Below are 17,485 nucleotides of genomic sequence, written 5' to 3'. Positions count from 1 at the left end.
TAGCAAAGCGATCTCCGGCCGCGCGACCGGATTTCGAACGGGATTTCCCGGCAATTGCGCCGGGGCGACGTGCGGCGAATCGACGCACCGCCGAACGGGTGGATAAGGTCCCAGAGCGATGGCAAGCGGTCCAGGAGCGGAACCCCTGACGGCCCGGCTGCACAAGGCTGCACACCGGGCCCGCATCGGTGTGCGCAAAGCCGGGGTCGACTACTTCCGCGGGGACGGCTCCGACTGGATCGCGCTGGCCGCTCTCCTGCTGTCCATTCCCGCCATCGCCGCCGGTACGCTCTGGCGCCCCGACTGGATCGCACCGACCGCCCTGGTCCTGCCGGTCGTCGCCGGCGGACTGCTGCTGCGGCCCGCCAACCTTCTCACCCTGTACGGCACCTCCGCGGGCGCGCTGATCGTCGAGGCCGCGCTGCTCGGCCCGTACGACGAGGGGCCGGACCGGATCACCCCGGGCACGGTCCTGGTCGTCGCCGCGGTCGGGCTCTTCGGGCTGCTGATCGCGCAGTTCCGCAGCCGGGTCGGGGTGCCCTGGCGGCGCGGCGGCACCATGCTCTTCGACCTGCGCGAGCGGATCCGGGTGCAGAGCAAGCTGCCCAAACTGCCCGCGGGCTGGCACCACGAGATGGCGCTGCGGCCGGCCGGCGGGCAGTCCTTCTCCGGCGACTTCGTGGTGGCCTCGCGCACCCAGGGCGGCAACATCCTCGAAGTCGTGCTGACCGATGTCTCCGGCAAGGGAATGGACGCGGCCTCCCGCGCCCTGCTGCTGTCCGGCGCGTTCGGCGGTCTGGTGGGCTCGCTGCCACCGCACGGCTTCCTGCCGGCGGCCAACGGCTATCTGCTGCGCCAGGACTGGGACGAGGGGTTCGCGACCTCCATCCATCTCGTCCTCGACCTGGAGTCCGGCGACTACGAACTCCTCTCGGCCGGCCATCTGCCGGCCCTCCAGCTCAGCGCGGGCACCGGCCGCTGGGAGGAGAAGTCGGGGGAGGGGCCGCTGCTCGGGGTCTACGACGGCGCCCAGTTCGACCCGGTCAAGGGCACGCTGCGGTCCGGCGACGTCCTGATGCTGTTCACCGACGGCCTGGTGGAGGCCGCCGACCGCGATATCGCGGAGGGCATCGACCGGCTGACCGGTGAGGCCGACCGCTACGTCGCCGGCGGCTTCGCGGGCGCCGCCTGGCATCTGATCGAGGCCGTAGCCAAGGACGTCAACGACGACCGGGCGCTGCTGCTGATCTGCCGCGACGGGTGACGGCAGGCATCGCCGGAAGGCGCCGGCCGGGACGGGTTTCCGGGCGGGACGGCACCGCGCCGCCCCGCCCGATCACCTGAGTCTCCGTCAGTGCCCCGCCGCGAGCGGGGTGCGCTCCGGCGTGCCCGCCGGACCGCCGCCCGTCCCGTCGCCGTCCGCGTCCCGGCCCGGCAGGACGCGCGCCAGCAGGCCCGAACGGCCGGCGGCCAGCGGGCCGAGCACGGCGAGGATCAGGACATAGCCCGCGATGAACGGGGAGAGCCGTTCGTCGAGTCCGGCGCTCGCCGCCATCGTCGCCAGGATCAGCGCGAACTCGCCGCGGGCGAGCAGCGCGGTGGCGATATTCGCGGCCGGGCCCCGCCCGAAGGCGTAGATCCGGGCGGCGACGAGCCCCGCGAACACGTTCATCAGCAGCGTCAGCGCGACCGCGATCAGCACCGGCCACAGGACCGTGGGCAGGTCACCGGGGTCGATGGAGAGCCCGAAGGCGAAGAAGAAGATCGCCCCGAACGCGTCCCGCAGCGGGTGCACCAGTGCGCGGATCCGCTCACCGGAACTCGTACTGCCCAGCATCAGACCGACCATGAACGCGCCGATGGCATCCGCGACGCCGAACCATTCGGAGACCCCGGCGACCAGTACGGCGGCGCCGAGGAAGGAGATCACCAGGAGTTCGTTGTCCTTGGTGGCGATGAGCTTGCCGATGACCTTGGTGCCCCAGCGGGCGGCCGCCGCGAGCAGCAGCAGGAAGCCGAAGGCTTTGCCCGCGTCCAGCGCCGCCGAGCCGAGCGAGTCGGCACCGGAGATCACCGGTTGCAGCGCGGCCAGATAGAGGGCCAGGAAGATGTCCTCGACGACGATGATGCCGAGGATCGGCTTGGTCTCGGGATTGCCGAGCCGCCCCGTGTCCACCAGGACCTTGGTGACGATCGCGGACGACGAGATGCCGAGCACCCCGGCGAGCACCAGCGCCTCGGAGGTGCCCCAGCCGAGCAGGAAGCCGAAACCGAGACCCGCGCCGACGTTCAGCGCCAGATAGGCGCCGCCGGCCAGCGCCATCCGGCGGCCGCCTTCTTTGAGGTCGTCCACATGGAATTCGAGGCCGAGGTAGAAGAGCAGCAGGACCAGGCCCAGCAGGGAGAGCATTTCCAGGTCGTGCGGGTCGGCGACCAGCACGATGCCGGGGGTGTTCGGGCCGAGCAGGATCCCGGCCAGGATGAACAGGGGAATCGTCGGCAGCCCGATCCGGCCGCCGATCCGGGCGAGCACGGCGGCGGCCAGAAAGGCCCCGCCCATGGCGATGAGAGTCTGAGCGTGTCCGATAGCTCCTCCAACGGTGCGGCCGTACGGCAAAACAAATCAACGGTCAAGGGGGAGTCAAGAATGCGTCAGTAATTAGTTTACCAAACGACTTTCCGGGTGCATTGAAGGATCCCCCGGCCGGGAGGGTGCCCGGCCTCGGGGCCGGAGTTCGGGATGTCATGAAAGGCGCATTCGCCATCGCGCACTGCGCGGCGGGGTGTGCCCCGTGCCGCGTCACTTATCGGCCACTCGCAGCGAAATGATCCGGCCGAATTGCCGTCGCCGGACGGGCCGTGGTGCTCCGGCATTCAGGGCGCCGTCCCCCGTCAGCCCATCGTCAACGGCCCGGCCTCCGGGTGCCCCGCACGGCCTTCGCGGAGGCGAATCGAGCAAAGCATTGGCCGATGATTCGTCACTCACCTGCACCGGATAGCGAGTTGGTGGCACGATGGGGACAGCGGGGGTGTGCGCGGCTGCACGCTCCCAAGGCCGGTGAGGCGTTCCGACCAGGGGTGTGATCAGTTGTGGCTCTTTCGCTGTCAGTGGTGCTGCTGTTGGGAATCGTGCTGATCGTGCTGATCCGCGGGAAGTCGATCAAGGCGGGCCCCGCGCTGGTCGCCATTCTCTTCGGCTTCTTCCTCGCCTCCAGCGGAGTGGCGCCGTCGATCAATAAGTTCCTCACCTCCATCGCGGACACCATCAACCACATCACCTTCTAGGCGGGCCCGGCACCGTCCTCGCGGGCCATCGCCTCGCGTACGGCCTCCTCGCTGCGGCCCACCAGCGCCGATCCGTCATCCGCCGTGATGATCGGCCGCTGGATCAGCCGGGGGTGCGCCGCCAGCGCCGCGATCCACCGCTCACGCGCGGCGCCGGTACGCTCCCACTCCCCGAGCCTCAGCTCCGCCGCCTCGGCCTCCTGGAGCCGGGTGATGTCCCACGGCTCCAGCCCCAGCCGCGCCAGCACGTCCCGCAGCTCCGGCGCGGTCGGCGGGTCCTCCAGATATCTGCGCACGGTGTACTGCGCGTCCTCCGCGTCGAGGATCTGCACGGCCGAACGGCACTTGGAACACTCGGGATTGAGCCAGATCTCCATGAGCGGACACCCTAGTGGCCAGAGCTTCGGGGCGAACGCGGGACGAACATGCCCGTCAATCGTCGGCGCCACCCACCCCCACAACGCAGAAAACCCCAGGCCGTGACCTGGGGTTTCTCCTTCTACGAGCGGGCGACGGGAATCGAACCCGCGTAGCCAGTTTGGAAGACTGGGGCTCTACCATTGAGCTACGCCCGCGAGCGCCGCAGGTCGCAGGACCTCGGCACGCAGTGCATCGTAGCGGGTCGCGGCGGTCCGCCGCACACCGGAGGGCGACCGGCACCGCCCGGCGGCCGCCGCGCCCGAGCGGCCGCGGAATTCACCCGCCGGAGCCCCGGCCGGCGGCGCCCGGACAGCTGGCAGTCGCACGGCCTGCGGCCATGTACCCTACGTGTCGCACCGACGGGGTGTGGCGCAGCTTGGTAGCGCGTCCGCTTTGGGAGCGGAAGGTCGTCGGTTCGAATCCGGCCACCCCGACCAGCAGTACCTCCGGCAGTGCCCCGGCAGCGTTCCGGCGGCACCCCCCTCATGGACCCGAGTCCTGCTCCGGGCGGCGACGGCCGCGTTCCGCCGCGGGCGGCGGCGGGGGAGCGGCAGTGCGAGGTCGCGTTGTGGGCGTCCTCGTCCTTGCGGTTACTATGCAAGCTGCGTGCCCGTGTGTCTCTGTACCGGGCGCGATCGGCCGGGGCCTGAAACATCAGGTATCGGAAGATCTCAAGCAGAACCCCAGAAGTCAGCCCCAAGGAGACCGAACCGTGAAGAGCGCCGTGGAGACCCTGAACCCGACCCGGGTTCGGCTCACTGTCGAGGTGCCCTTCGAGGAGCTCAAGGACAGCCTCGACGCGGCGTACAAGAAGATCAACCAGCAGGTCACGGTGAAGGGCTTCCGCAAGGGCAAGATCCCGGCCCGCGTCATCGACCAGCGGTTCGGCCGTGGCGCCGTGCTGGAGGAGGCCGTCAACGACGCGCTCCCGAAGTTCTACACCGAGGCGGTCAACGAGGGTGAGCTGAACGTCCTCGGCCAGCCCGAGGTCGACATCACCGAGCTGAAGGACGGCGAGCTGCTGGCCTTCACCGCCGAGGTCGACATCCGCCCCGTCCTGGAGATCCCGGACTACTCCGGCATCGAGGTCGAGGTCGACGCCGTGACGGTGTCGGACGAGGACATCGACAAGTCCGTCGAGCAGCTGCGTGAGCGCTTCGCCTCGACCTCCCCGGTCGAGCGCGCCGCCCAGGACGGCGACGTCCTGACGCTGGACCTCGAGGCCAAGGTGGACGGCGAGGTCCTGCCGGACGGCGTCGCCCAGGGCGTCAGCTACACCATCGGCTCCGGTGAGCTCCTCGACGGCATCGACGAGGCCGTCAAGGGCCTGGAGGCCGGCGGCAGCGCCACCTTCACCTCCGAGCTCAAGGGCGGCTCCGCCCAGGGCAAGGAGGCCGAGGTCAAGGTCGACGTCACCGCCGTCGCGGCCCGCGAACTGCCCGCGCTGGACGACGACTTCGCGCAGCTGGCGAGCGAGTTCGACACCCTCGACGAGCTCAAGGCCGACAGCGCCAAGCGCCTCGAGCAGATGAAGAAGTACGACCAGGCCACCCAGGCGCAGGAGAAGGTCCTGGACGAGCTGCTCAAGCTCGTCGAGGTGCCGCTCCCCGAGAAGCTGCTCGCGGACGAGATCCAGACCCGCAAGCACAACCTGGAGCACCACCAGCTCGGCCAGATGGGCCTCGACCTCGCGAAGTACCTGGAGATCCAGGGCAAGTCCGAGGAAGAGTTCGACGCCGAGACCAAGGAGCAGGCGGAGAAGGGCATCAAGACCCAGTTCATCCTGGACGAGCTGGTCAACAAGGAGAAGCTGAACGTCAGCCAGGAGGAGCTCACCGAGCACCTCATGCGCCGCGCGCAGTCCTCCGGCATGTCCCCCGACCAGTTCGCGCAGGCCGTCGTCGAGGGCGGCCAGGTGCCGATGCTCGTCGGCGAGGTCGCCCGCGGCAAGGCGCTCGCGGTGGTCGTCGAGGCCGCCACGGTCAAGGACAGCAACGGTGAGCTCATCGAGCTGGACGACGAGGAGGAGGCCGAGGAGGCCGCCGAGTCCGTGGTCGCGGCCGCCGAGGGCACCGACGAGGCCAAGGCCGAGGAGAAGACCGGCGCCTGACCCAGGCCGCCGCACCCCTTCCCTGAGTACGGGCCCGAACGCGCACGTCCGCGTGTTCGGGCCCGTATCGCATCCCGGCCCGGTGAGCCTGCGCTCACAGCGAACAGTTCTCAATGCGGGATGGCGTTGTCCGACCTGCGCGTTAGGGTCCGTAGATACGAGGGCAGGGGAGTCCCTGAAACCGCGCCGGGGGCACTCGCACGGCGCGCTCCCCACGCCCCGGCAGACGACGCTGAGACGGTCTCGAACCGTCCGACAACGAGCAGGTGGACACGTGACGATCCCGATGCCTTCCGCCGCCGCTGAGCCGACCTCCGGTGGCCTCGGCGACCAGGTCTACAACCGGCTGCTCGGCGAGCGGATCATCTTCCTCGGCCAGCAGGTCGACGACGACATCGCCAACAAGATCACCGCGCAGCTGCTTCTCCTCGCCGCGGACCCGGACAAGGACATCTTCCTCTACATCAACTCCCCGGGCGGCTCGATCTCGGCCGGCTTGGCGATCTACGACACCATGCAGTACATCAAGAACGACGTCGTGACGATCGCCATGGGCCTCGCCGCCTCGATGGGGCAGTTCCTGCTGAGCGCCGGCACCCCGGGCAAGCGCTTCGCGCTGCCCAACGCGGAGATCCTCATCCACCAGCCCTCCGCCGGCCTGGCAGGCTCCGCGACGGACATCAAGATCCACGCCGAGCGGCTGCTGCACACCAAGAAGCGGATGGCCGAGCTGACCGCCTTCCACACCGGCCAGACCGTCGAGCGCGTCACGCACGACTCCGACCGCGACCGCTGGTTCTCCGCCGACGAGGCGAAGGAGTACGGCCTCATCGACGAAGTCATGACCTCCGCCGCAGGCGTTCCGGGCGGGGGCGGCACCGGGGCCTGAGCCCCGGACCACTCGCCCCACAGCCGAGCCCAGCCCACTTGATCGCCACCAGGACGGTGAACACCACGATGAACAACTTCCCCGGCAGCGGCCTGAACGCGGGCCCCGTGTCCGAGTTTTCCGGTCCTCGGGCCGAGTCCCGCTACATCGTTCCGCGCTTCGTCGAGCGCACCTCGCAGGGCGTCCGCGAGTACGACCCGTACGCGAAGCTCTTCGAGGAGCGGGTGATCTTCCTCGGCGTGCAGATCGACGACGCCTCGGCCAACGACGTCATGGCGCAGCTGCTGTGCCTGGAGTCGATGGACCCGGACCGGGACATCTCGATCTACATCAACTCGCCCGGCGGCTCCTTCACGGCGCTCACCGCGATCTACGACACGATGCAGTTCGTGAAGCCCGACATCCAGACGGTCTGCATGGGCCAGGCGGCCTCCGCCGCGGCCGTGCTGCTCGCGGCCGGCACCCCCGGCAAGCGGATGGCGCTGCCGAACGCCCGGGTGCTGATCCACCAGCCGTACAGTGAGACCGGCCGCGGCCAGGTCTCCGACCTGGAGATCGCCGCGAACGAGATCCTGCGGATGCGTTCGCAGCTGGAGGACCTGCTGGCCAAGCACTCCTCCACGCCGATCGAGAAGATCCGGGACGACATCGAGCGCGACAAGATCCTGACCGCCGAGGAGTCCTTGGCGTACGGTCTGGTCGACCAGATCGTCTCGACGCGGAAGACGACCGCGTCGGTCTGATCGCGGTCTGCGCGAGTTGAGCCGGAGAGTCGCCCCCTTGGACCGAGTGAACCGAGTCGGTCCAAGGGGGGCCCGTACGGGGGGCCCGGCAAGGTACCGTCGATAGGCAAGCACCAGGGTCCGTGGAGCAATGCGGATCCCAGGCGAAGGGGAAGCACCTCGTGGCACGCATCGGTGACGGCGGCGACCTGCTCAAGTGCTCATTCTGCGGGAAGAGCCAGAAGCAGGTGAAGAAGCTCATCGCGGGACCTGGTGTGTACATCTGCGACGAGTGCATCGACCTCTGCAACGAAATCATCGAGGAGGAGCTCGCCGAGACCTCCGAGGTGCGGTGGGAGGAACTCCCCAAGCCCCGGGAGATCTACGAGTTCCTCGAGGGCTATGTCGTGGGCCAGGCGCCCGCCAAGAAGGCGCTCTCGGTGGCCGTCTACAACCACTACAAGCGGGTGCAGGCGGGCGAGAACGGCGGCGGCCGCGGCGACGAGGGCATCGAGCTCGGCAAGTCCAACATCCTGCTGCTCGGCCCGACCGGCTCCGGCAAGACGCTGCTCGCGCAGACGCTCGCCCGGATGCTGAACGTCCCCTTCGCGTTCGCCGACGCGACGGCGCTGACCGAGGCGGGCTATGTCGGCGAGGACGTCGAGAACATCCTCCTCAAGCTCATCCAGGCCGCGGACTTCGACATCAAGAAGGCCGAGACCGGCATCATCTACATCGACGAGATCGACAAGGTCGCCCGGAAGAGCGAAAATCCGTCGATCACGCGTGACGTCTCCGGTGAGGGCGTCCAGCAGGCGCTGCTGAAGATCCTGGAGGGCACCACCGCCTCCGTACCGCCGCAGGGCGGCCGCAAGCACCCGCACCAGGAGTTCATCCAGATCGACACGACGAACGTGCTGTTCATCGTGGGCGGCGCGTTCGCCGGTCTGGAGAAGATCATTGAGGCCCGGTCCGGCACCAAGGGCATCGGCTTCGGCGCCACGATCCGCTCCAAGCGCGAGATCGAGTCGAAGGACCAGCTCCAGGAGGTCATGCCGGAGGACCTGGTGAAGTTCGGGATGATCCCGGAGTTCATCGGCCGCCTCCCGGTCCTCACCTCGGTGCACAACCTCGACCGCGAGGCCCTGCTCCAGATCCTGGTCGAGCCGCGCAACGCGCTCGTCAAGCAGTACCAGCGGCTCTTCGAACTCGACGGTGTGGAGCTGGACTTCGACCGCCCGGCGCTGGAGGCCATCGCCGACCAGGCCATCCTGCGCGGCACCGGCGCCCGGGGTCTGCGCGCCATCATGGAAGAGGTCCTGATGTCCATGATGTACGAGGTCCCCTCCCGCAAGGACGTCGCCCGCGTCGTCATCACCGAGGAGGTCGTTCACTCCAACGTGAACCCGACGCTGGTGCCACGCAACCGCGGTGAGTCCGGCGAACCGCACGAGAAGAGCGCGTAGGGCACACCTGGCGGACACATATGACGGAGCCGCCCGGCAGCGTGATCGCTGCCGGGCGGCTCCGTCATATGCGGTGCGGCCCGGACTACTTGATTTCCTGCCGGACCTCGCTGCGGATCTTGGCGGTCTTCTCGGCGAGGTCCTTGGCGCCGGGCGCCTGGGTGGCGGTGCCACCCGTGGGCGAGGGCGCGGCCGGGACCGCCTGGACCACGCCGAGGGCGCTGTTGTCGCCCCAGATGCAGACGGAGACGTCGGAGGACATCGTCATACCGCCCGCCGAGGCCGAGACCTTCAGCGTCTTGCACTTCAGCACCGTGCCGTCGAAGCCGCTCGGGGAGTACTTGGTCACGGGCGTGACCGTCTCCAGCTTGGCCTGACGGCTCCCCAGGGCCTCCTGCTGGCTCTTCTCGACCTGGGCGAACATCTGGTCCACGGCCGTCTCGGGGTTGGCGACCTTGCCGTAGGCGCCCGAGACATGGACCTTCAGCTTGGCGGTGTTCTCGTAGGCGCCGCTGACGCCCTTGGCGTCCGTGATGCCCAGCGCCTTGGTCGTCTTGTCGTTGCGCAGGTCCTCCTCGGAGCCGGAGCCGGCACCGGTCGCCTTGTGGAACTCCCCGCTCAGCAGGCTCTCCGGCAGCGCGATCTTGTACGGCTTCACATCGCCGCCCGAGCCGAAGACGAAGTACGCGCCCACACCGATCGCCGCGACGACGGCCACCGCGCCGACGATCAGGCCGATCTTCTTGCCCTTGCCGCCGCTCTCCGGCGGGCCCTGGGGGAGGGCGCCGTACGGGGTCTGCTGACCGTAGGGCGCCGGCTGCTGGGGCGGCTGGCCGTAGGGGGCCTGCTGGCCGTACGGCGGCTGCTGGCCGTAGGGGGGCTGCTGGGGGTAGCCGGGCTGCCCGCCCTGCTGGGGGTAGCCGTAGCCCTGCTGCTCAGGCAGCTGACCGCCCTGCTGAGGAGGTACCTGACCGCCCTGCTGCGGGTAGCCGTATCCGGGCTGCGGGGCCGGCGGCTGCTGCGGCGGCCGGCCGTACGGGCCCGGCTGCGGGGGCTGCTGGCCGTACGGGCCCGGAGGCGGCTGGTTGAAGCTCATGGAACGGTTCCCCTCGTGACAACTGATGGCAGCGGACGCTTCGTGCGTGCTGTCCGTGACGTTTATGCGCTGCCGACATCCTGTACGACGCCGCTGACAGCGGGCGCCCCGGGGGCGAAACCGATTCGAACCTGCGACATCCCCGCCCGTACACTGTGCGTCGTGACCGAGAACACTCAGCAGAGCAACCACAGCGCCCCCGAACTGCCGACTCAGTACACGCCGGCCGACGTAGAGGGGCCGCTGTACGAGCGCTGGGTAGAGCGGGGTTACTTCGACGCCGACGAGAAGAGCGAGAAGCCGCCGTACACCGTCGTCATCCCGCCGCCGAACGTCACGGGCTCCCTGCACCTGGGGCACGCCTTCGAGCACACGCTCATCGACGCGCTCACCCGCCGTAAGCGGATGCAGGGCTTCGAGACGCTGTGGCAGCCGGGCATGGACCACGCCGGTATCGCCACCCAGAACGTCGTCGAGCGCGAGCTGGCCAAGGAGGGCGTCTCCCGCGACGACCTGGGCCGCGAGGCGTTCGTCGAGCGGGTCTGGCAGTGGAAGGACGAGTCCGGCGGGCAGATCTCCGGGCAGATGCGCCGGCTCGGCGAGGGCGTCGCGTGGTCGCGCGAGCGCTTCACGATGGACGAGGGCCTCTCCCAGGCCGTCCAGACGATCTTCAAGCGGCTCTACGACGACGGCCTGATCTACCGCGCCGAGCGCATCATCAACTGGTGCCCGCGCTGTATGACCGCCATCTCGGACATCGAGGTCGAGTACCAGGACGACGACGGCGAGCTCGTCTCGATCCGGTACGGCGAAGGGGACACCGCCATCGTCGTCGCCACGACGCGGGCCGAGACGATGCTCGGCGACACCGCCGTCGCGGTCCACCCCGAGGACGCGCGGTACGCCCATCTCGTGGGCACCGAGATCGAGTTGCCGCTGACCGGCCGCCGCATCCCGGTCGTCGCGGACGAGCACGTCGACCCGGAGTTCGGCACCGGCGCGGTCAAGGTCACCCCGGCCCACGACCCGAACGACTTCGAGATCGGCCGCCGGCACGACCTGCCCCACATCGCCGTCCTCGACGAGCGCGGGATCATCACCGCCCACGGCCCGTTCCAGGGCCTGGACCGCTTCGAGGCCCGGTCGGCGATCGTCGCCGCGCTGCGCGCCGAGGGCCGGATCGTCGCCGAGAAGCGCCCGTACACGCACTCCGTCGGGCACTGCTCGCGCTGCAAGACCACCATCGAACCGCGGCTGTCCATGCAGTGGTGGGTCAAGGTCGACCCGCTGGCGAAGGCCGCCGGTGACGCGGTCCGCAGCGGCGAGGTCACCATCCACCCGAAGGAGATGGAGTCCCGCTACTTCGGCTGGGTCGACAACCTCCACGACTGGTGCATCTCGCGGCAGCTGTGGTGGGGTCACCGCATCCCGGTCTGGTACGGGCCCAACGGCGAGACCGTCTGCGTCGGACCGGACGACGAGGCGCCGGCCGGCGAGGGCTGGACGCAGGAGACGGACGTCCTGGACACCTGGTTCTCGTCCGGACTGTGGCCGTTCTCCACGCTCGGCTGGCCCGAGCGGACCCCGAGCCTGGAGAAGTTCTATCCGAACTCGGTCATCGTCACCGGCTACGACATCCTGTTCTTCTGGGTCACCCGGATGATGATGTTCGGCCTCTACGCGATGGACGGCACCCCGCCGTTCCGCACCATCGTGCTGCACGGCATGGTCCGCGACCAGTTCGGCAAGAAGATGTCCAAGTCCTTCGGGAACGCGGTCAATCCGCTGGACTGGATGGACGCCTACGGCTCCGACGCCCTCCGGTTCACCCTCGCCCGCGGCGCCAACCCGGGCATCGACGTCCCGATCGGCGAGGACTGGGTCCAGGGGTCGCGCAACTTCGCCAACAAGATCTGGAACGCGACGCGCTTCGCGCTGATGAACGGCGCGACCGTCGAGGGCGAACTGCCGCCGGCCGAGCAGCTGTCGGCGACCGACCGGTGGATCCTCTCCCGGCTCAACTCGGTCGTCACCGAGGTGGACGCCTACTACGAGGACTACCAGTTCGCGAAGGTGTCGGACACCCTCTTCCACTTCGCGTGGGACGAGGTCTTCGACTGGTACGTCGAGCTGTCCAAGACCACCTTCATGGCGGGCGGACCGGCCGCCGACGCCTCGCGCCGGGTGCTGGGCGAGGTGCTGGACGTCACGCTGCGCCTGCTGCACCCGATCGTCCCGTTCGTCACCGAGACCCTGTGGACGACGCTGACCGGCGGCGAGTCGCTCGTCATCGCCGACTGGCCGGTGGACTCCGGCTTCCGGGACGCGGCGGCGGAGCGGGAGATCGGCACCGTCCAGCAGGTCGTCACGGAGGTCCGCCGGTTCCGCTCCGACCAGGGGCTCCAGCCGGGCCAGAAGGTCCCCGCGAAGCTGGACCTGTCCGGTACGGCGCTGGCGGCGCACGAGGCGGCGATGCGTGCGCTGCTGCGGCTCCAGCCGGCCGGTGACGACTTCAGCGCCACCGCCTCCCTGCCGGTCGCGGGCGCCACGGTCGCCCTGGACCTGTCCGGCGCCATCGACGTCGAGGCCGAGCGCAAGCGGCTGACGAAGGACCTGGCCGGCGCGGAGAAGGAACTGGCGCAGACGACGGCCAAGCTGGGCAACGAGGCGTTCCTCGCCAAGGCGCCGGAGCAGGTCAAGGAGAAGATCCGTACGCGCCAGGCCGCCGCCGCGGCCGATATCGAGCGGCTCTCCGCGCAGCTGGCTTCGTTGCCGCAGAGCTGAACCGGAACGGCGCAGCCGCCGCTGTCAGTGGGGCCCGCCTCACCGACAGCGGCGGTTTTCGTCGTGTCAGCGAGGGTGTGCCGGACCCGGCCCCTGCGGACAGGGCTGCGGCTCGGCCGGCTCCGCGGCAGCGGAGGTGTCGTCCAGGCCCTCGTGCCCAGGGCGCGGGGGCCTGCGCCGTCCCCGTATCCCGCCGCGCCCGCCCCGCTCCCGTACCGGCCACAGCAGGACGTACGCCGTCGAGACGGCCACGAACGCCAGCCGGATGAAGCCGCGCGCCGCATCGTCGGGGACGACGAAGACGCTGCCGTAGAGGATGAGCAGGGCCAGCCAGCTCCACCAGGGGACCAGCCGGCGCTGGCCGATGACGTCCCACAGCAGGGTGCCGAGCAGCACGGACGCGGTGTAGTACGTGTAGACGCTCGGGTCCAGCACGATGCGGGCGTTGGCGCCCAGCAGGACCACCGCGGCCCAGCGCCCGCGCCATACGGCGACGCAGCCCAGCGCCAGCCCCAGCGCGGCCTGCGCGGGCCGGTCCCAGCCGGGGGTCTCCGGGTCGCCGACGCCCAGCCAGCGCAGCGCGGACGCCGGATGGTTGGGGATGGCGAACTGCGCCGCGGCGAAGGACCGCGAGTCGCCGATGAAGAACGGCAGCCAGGCGACGGCGACGAGACCCACGCACCACAGGGCCGCGCGCAGCCATTTCTCCTTCGGGAGGGCGAGCAGCAGCGGGACGAACGCCAGCGCGGTGGGTTTGGAGTCCATGGCCAGCGCCAGGCAGGCGCCGGTGAGGAGGGCGTTGCCACGGGTGACGGACCGTACGGCGAGGGCGGTGAAGAACAGTGCGAGGACGTCGTCGAGATGCCCGAAGCGGACCGCGACCTCGATCCACATGGGGATGAAGGCCAGCCCGGCGATCAGGACGCGCTGCCGCAGCCGCTGGTGGTTGGTGCCGGTGCCCAGGAAGTGGTGGGCGGCGCTGCGGCCCGCCAGTACCACGATGACCAGGCCGAGCAGCGACATCAGGGCCGCGGCCAGGAACTGCCCGGTGGCCTCGGGGAAGGGGTTGAACAGACCGGCCACCAGGAAGCTGACGGGGCCCATCTGGAGCTCGGGGTGGTGGGCGTAGAGGTTGAGTCCGCCGGTGCCGTCGCCGGCCGTGCCCTGGTAGATCAGCTCGCCGCCGGTGCGCAGATAGTGCCAGGAGAAGCCGCCGTGCGGTTCGACCACGGCGAACCACAGCACGGTCCACGCGGTGAGCAGTATGAGATGCATCCGCTGACTGATTGCCGGCACTCGTCTTCAGCTCCTGCTTCCCCGTGGGGTCCTGTCGGGTGAAAGGGCGGGGCGTACAGAGCCCGCCGTCGAAGAGGGCGGAATGCGGCAAAGAGTTGTCTCGGCGGCTCGGACGTCGCTCTCATCGCCCTCTCATGGGGCTCTCATGAAGGCGAGGCACGGTGGAGCGGATTGCCGATGTTTCCGGCAAAGCCGTACATCCGGTACCGCCGCACCCCGGGGGCGCCGTATCCCCGGCACCGCCGTCCGCCGAGCACCGAGGAGCCGCGCCGCTCATGAACAAGCCACTGCGACGGATCTCGGTCTGCTGTCTGGTCCTGGTGCTCGCGCTCATGGGGTGGGTGACCTGGATCCAGGGTGCCAGGGCGAGCGCGTACGAGGAGGATCCGCACAACCCGCGGGTGGCGATCGGCAGGTACGCCGCGCCGCTGGGCAACATCCTCGTCGACGGGAAACCGGTCACCGGCTCCACCGCGACCTCCTCCGACCTCAAGTACAAGCGGACGTACAAGAACGGCCCGCTGTACGCACCGGTCACCGGCTTCGCCTCGCAGATCTACGGCAGCAACCAGCTGGAGAGCCTCTACGGCGACATCCTGGACGGCTCCGACAGCCGGCTGCGGAACCCCGTCGACACGCTGACCCGCCAGCGGGCCAAGGGCGGTGACGTGGCGACCACCATCGACTCCGCGGTACAGGAGGCCGGCTACCGGGCGCTCGGCGGCAAGACGGGCGCGGCGGTCGCCCTGGACCCGGCGACCGGCCGGATCCTGGGGATGGTCAGCACCCCGTCGTACGACCCGGGGACGTTCGCCGGATCGGGCGGCGCCGACCAGCGGGCGTGGCAGGCACTGGCGGCGGACAAGAACAAGCCCGATCTCAACCGCGCGCTGCGCCAGCCGCTGCCGCCCGGTTCGACGTTCAAGCTGGTGGTCGCCGCGGCCGCGCTGGAGAACGGCCTGTACTCCTCGGTGGACGAGCCCACCGACAGCCCCGACCCGTACGTCCTGCCGCACACCCGCACCACGCTCACCAACGAGAACGCCTCCGCGCCCTGCGAGAACGCGGACATCCGCACCGCGCTCCAGTACTCCTGCAACACCGTCTTCGCGAAGATGGCCGTCGACCTGGGCAAGGACAAGGTGGCCGCGCAGGCCGAGAAGTTCGGCTTCAACGACGGCAAGGTGGACACCCCGGTCCGGGCCGCCAAGAGCGTCTACCCCACCGACATGGACGCGGCGCAGACCGCGCTGTCCGGTATCGGCCAGTTCAACGACCAGGCGACGCCGCTCCAGATGGCGATGGTCACCTCGGCCATCGCGAACGGCGGTGAGCTGATGTCCCCGCAGCTGGTCGACAAGGTGACCGACGGCGGCGGCAAGACGATCGAGCAGACGGCTCCCCGGACGTACGGCAAGGCGATGTCGGCGCGGACCGCGGAGCAGCTGCGGTCGGCGATGGAGACGGTGGTCGACAAGGGCACCGGGTCGAACGCGAAGATCGGCGGGCTGACCGTCGGCGGCAAGACGGGCACCGCCCAGCACGGCGTGGACAACAGCGGCACACCGTACGCCTGGTTCGTCTCGTACGCGCAGGACGCCAAGGGCCGCCAGGTGGCGGTGGCCGTGATGGTCGAGGACAGCAACGCCTCCCGTAACGAGATCTCCGGCAACGGGCTGGCCGCGCCGATCGCCCGCGCGATGATGAAGGCGGCGCTCGCGTAGCGGCGGGGCGCGGGAGCGGGACACGGGGGCGGGGCACGGGACGGCGGGGCCACCGGGGGCGGCGGCCGGTACCGGGCGCGGTACCCGAGGGCGCAGCGCAGCGCGACCGCTGTCAGTGGTGCCTCGTAGACTGGTCGGTGTGAGCGAGCGCCCTCAGAACGACGATCCCGACCCGACCGACGCCTCCGACGAACAGGCCGAGGCGGCGACCGGCCTTCCCCGGGCTCCCGGCCCGGATCGCGCCGAGGACATCCCGAGCCCCGACCTCGCGGTGATCGAGGCCGGCAGCCGGACCCTGCGCGCGCAGGCCGGACCGCCGCAGGGGGACGGGGTCCCCGCCCGTCCCGCCGACCCCGAGGTCGACCGTGCGCTGCGCGCGGTCGAGGAGGAGCTGGCCGGCCGCTGGGGTGAGACCAAGCTCGACCCGTCGGTGCAGCGCATCGTGGCCCTGCTGGACATCCTGGGCGCCCCGCAGCGCGCCTACCCGGCGATCCACATCACGGGGACGAACGGCAAGACCAGCACCGCCCGCATGATCGAGGCCCTGCTGGCCGCCTTCGATCTGCGCACCGGCCGCTACACGAGCCCGCACGTCCAGTCCGTCACCGAGCGGATCAGCCTGGACGGCAGCCCGATCTCCGCCGAGCGCTTCATCGAGACGTACCGGGACATCGCGCCGTACGTGGAGATGGTCGACGCCCAGCAGGAGTACCGCCTGTCGTTCTTCGAGGTGCTGACGGCGATGGCCTTCGCCGCCTTCGCGGACGCGCCGGTGGACGTCGCGGTCGTCGAGGTCGGCATGGGCGGCACCTGGGACGCGACGAACGTCATCGACGGCTCCGTCGCCGTCGTCACCCCGATCGCGCTGGACCACACCGACCGGCTGGGGGATACCCCCGAGCAGATCGCCGTCGAGAAGTCCGGAATCATCAAGAAGGACGCGACGGTCGTGCTGGCCCAGCAGCCGGTGGACGCCGCGTCCGTGCTGCTCAAGCGCGCCGTCGAGGTGGACGCCACGGTCGCCCGCGAGGGCATGGAGTTCGGGGTGCTGAGCCGTGAGGTGGCGGTCGGCGGCCAGATGCTGACGCTGCGCGGACTGGGCGGCGAGTACCCGGAGGTCTTCCTTCCGCTCTACGGCGCCCACCAGGCGCACAACGCCGCGGTGGCGCTCGCCGCGGTCGAGGCGTTCTTCGGCATCGGCTCCGACCACGCCCGCACGCTGGACATCGAGACGATCCGCACCGCCTTCGCCGCGGTCGCCTCCCCGGGCCGGATGGAGGTCGTCCGGCGCAGCCCGACCGTGGTGCTGGACGCGGCGCACAACCCGGCGGGCGCGCGGGCCGCGGCCGAGGCGGTCACCGAGGCGTTCGGCTTCAGCCGGCTGGTGGGCGTCGTCGGCGCCAGCGCGGACAAGGACGTCCGGGGTTTCCTGGAGGCGTTCGAGCCGATCTTCGCCGAGGTGGTGGTGACCCGTAACTCCAGCCACCGCGCGATGGACGCCGACGCACTGGCGGCCGTCGCCGTCGAGGTCTTCGGCGCCGAGCGGGTCCAGGTCGAGCCGCGGCTGGACGACGCCCTGGAGGCGGCGATCACCCTCGCCGAGGAGGAGAGCGAATTCTCCGGAGCGGGCGTACTCGTCACCGGCTCCGTGATCACGGTCGGCGAGGCCCGGCTGCTGTTGGGAAGGGGCTGA

At 70.1% G+C, this 17,485-nt stretch carries 13 protein-coding genes and 2 tRNA genes; 10 read left to right on the top strand and 5 right to left on the bottom strand.

What is annotated here, in order from left to right; all coding sequences use genetic code 11:
• Positions 1-118 precede the first annotated feature (118 nt).
• On the top strand, positions 119-1,264 hold the full coding sequence (locus IH09_RS09985; RefSeq protein ID WP_052855762.1) for a PP2C family protein-serine/threonine phosphatase: 1,146 nt from the start codon (positions 119-121) through the stop codon (positions 1,262-1,264).
• Positions 1,265-1,351: 87 nt separating this feature from the next.
• Here the strand turns inward: IH09_RS09985 and IH09_RS09980 are convergent, their stop codons facing one another.
• Positions 1,352-2,560 carry a cation:proton antiporter gene (locus IH09_RS09980; RefSeq protein WP_052855761.1) on the bottom strand — a complete coding sequence of 403 codons (1,209 nt, stop codon included), beginning with the start codon at positions 2,558-2,560 and terminating at the stop codon, positions 1,352-1,354.
• 530 nt (positions 2,561-3,090) lie between these two features.
• On the opposite strand from IH09_RS09980, the gene IH09_RS09975 reads away from it, so the two are divergent.
• A complete protein-coding gene (locus IH09_RS09975) occupies positions 3,091-3,285 on the top strand; it encodes a hypothetical protein (RefSeq protein ID WP_052855760.1) in 195 nt (64 codons plus the stop codon).
• On the opposite strand, the gene IH09_RS09970 is transcribed toward IH09_RS09975, so the two are convergent.
• Positions 3,282-3,662 carry an ArsC/Spx/MgsR family protein gene (locus IH09_RS09970; protein WP_052855759.1) on the bottom strand — a complete coding sequence of 127 codons (381 nt, stop codon included), beginning with the start codon at positions 3,660-3,662 and terminating at the stop codon, positions 3,282-3,284. The two genes, IH09_RS09975 and IH09_RS09970, sit on opposite strands and share 4 nt — an antisense overlap.
• Before the next feature lie 127 nt (positions 3,663-3,789).
• Positions 3,790-3,860: transfer RNA gene (locus IH09_RS09965), tRNA-Gly, on the bottom strand.
• A 205-nt stretch (positions 3,861-4,065) separates the two neighbouring features.
• Here IH09_RS09965 and IH09_RS09960 point away from each other — a divergent pair.
• The 5 genes from IH09_RS09960 to clpX all read left to right on the top strand — a co-directional run bounded on the left by IH09_RS09960 (position 4,066) and on the right by clpX (position 8,892).
• Positions 4,066-4,142 (top strand) — tRNA-Pro (locus IH09_RS09960).
• Positions 4,143-4,417: 275 nt separating this feature from the next.
• On the top strand, positions 4,418-5,815 hold the full coding sequence (gene tig, locus IH09_RS09955) for a trigger factor (RefSeq protein ID WP_052855758.1): 1,398 nt from the start codon (positions 4,418-4,420) through the stop codon (positions 5,813-5,815).
• Positions 5,816-6,101: 286 nt separating this feature from the next.
• Entirely contained in the window at positions 6,102-6,704 is a 603-nt protein-coding gene (locus IH09_RS09950; RefSeq protein ID WP_172451314.1) for an ATP-dependent Clp protease proteolytic subunit, read from the top strand.
• Positions 6,705-6,772: 68 nt separating this feature from the next.
• The gene (locus IH09_RS09945; protein ID WP_052855756.1) at positions 6,773-7,447 is read left to right on the top strand and encodes an ATP-dependent Clp protease proteolytic subunit; all 675 of its coding nucleotides are present in this window, start codon (positions 6,773-6,775) and stop codon (positions 7,445-7,447) included.
• Between the two features lie 161 nt (positions 7,448-7,608).
• Positions 7,609-8,892: an ATP-dependent Clp protease ATP-binding subunit ClpX gene (gene clpX / locus IH09_RS09940; protein ID WP_052855755.1), complete on the top strand. Its 1,284-nt coding sequence runs from the start codon at positions 7,609-7,611 to the stop codon at positions 8,890-8,892.
• Between the two features lie 85 nt (positions 8,893-8,977).
• Here clpX and IH09_RS09935 read toward each other — a convergent pair whose 3' ends face one another.
• Positions 8,978-9,988, bottom strand: coding sequence for a hypothetical protein (locus IH09_RS09935; protein ID WP_052855754.1), 1,011 nt, complete (start codon positions 9,986-9,988; stop codon positions 8,978-8,980).
• A gap of 162 nt (positions 9,989-10,150) precedes the next feature.
• Between IH09_RS09935 and IH09_RS09930 the strand changes: the two genes are divergently transcribed.
• Positions 10,151-12,772, top strand: coding sequence for a valine--tRNA ligase (locus tag IH09_RS09930; RefSeq protein WP_052855753.1), 2,622 nt, complete (start codon positions 10,151-10,153; stop codon positions 12,770-12,772).
• Between the two features lie 66 nt (positions 12,773-12,838).
• Here the strand turns inward: IH09_RS09930 and IH09_RS09925 are convergent, their stop codons facing one another.
• A complete protein-coding gene (locus IH09_RS09925) occupies positions 12,839-14,047 on the bottom strand; it encodes a hypothetical protein (protein ID WP_240150890.1) in 1,209 nt (402 codons plus the stop codon).
• 296 nt (positions 14,048-14,343) lie between these two features.
• On the opposite strand from IH09_RS09925, the gene IH09_RS09920 reads away from it, so the two are divergent.
• Together IH09_RS09920 and folC are read left to right on the top strand one after the other, a co-directional pair.
• On the top strand, positions 14,344-15,792 hold the full coding sequence (locus tag IH09_RS09920) for a peptidoglycan D,D-transpeptidase FtsI family protein (protein ID WP_052855751.1): 1,449 nt from the start codon (positions 14,344-14,346) through the stop codon (positions 15,790-15,792).
• A 139-nt stretch (positions 15,793-15,931) separates the two neighbouring features.
• Positions 15,932-17,485, top strand: a complete 1,554-nt coding sequence (gene folC, locus IH09_RS09915; RefSeq protein ID WP_052855750.1) for a bifunctional tetrahydrofolate synthase/dihydrofolate synthase — start codon at positions 15,932-15,934, stop codon at positions 17,483-17,485.

The sequence above is a fragment of the Streptomyces celluloflavus genome (assembly GCA_000720995.1).
Taxonomy (GTDB): Bacteria; Actinomycetota; Actinomycetes; order Streptomycetales; family Streptomycetaceae; genus Streptomyces; species Streptomyces celluloflavus.
This window is presented reverse-complemented; position numbering and strand designations above follow the sequence as displayed.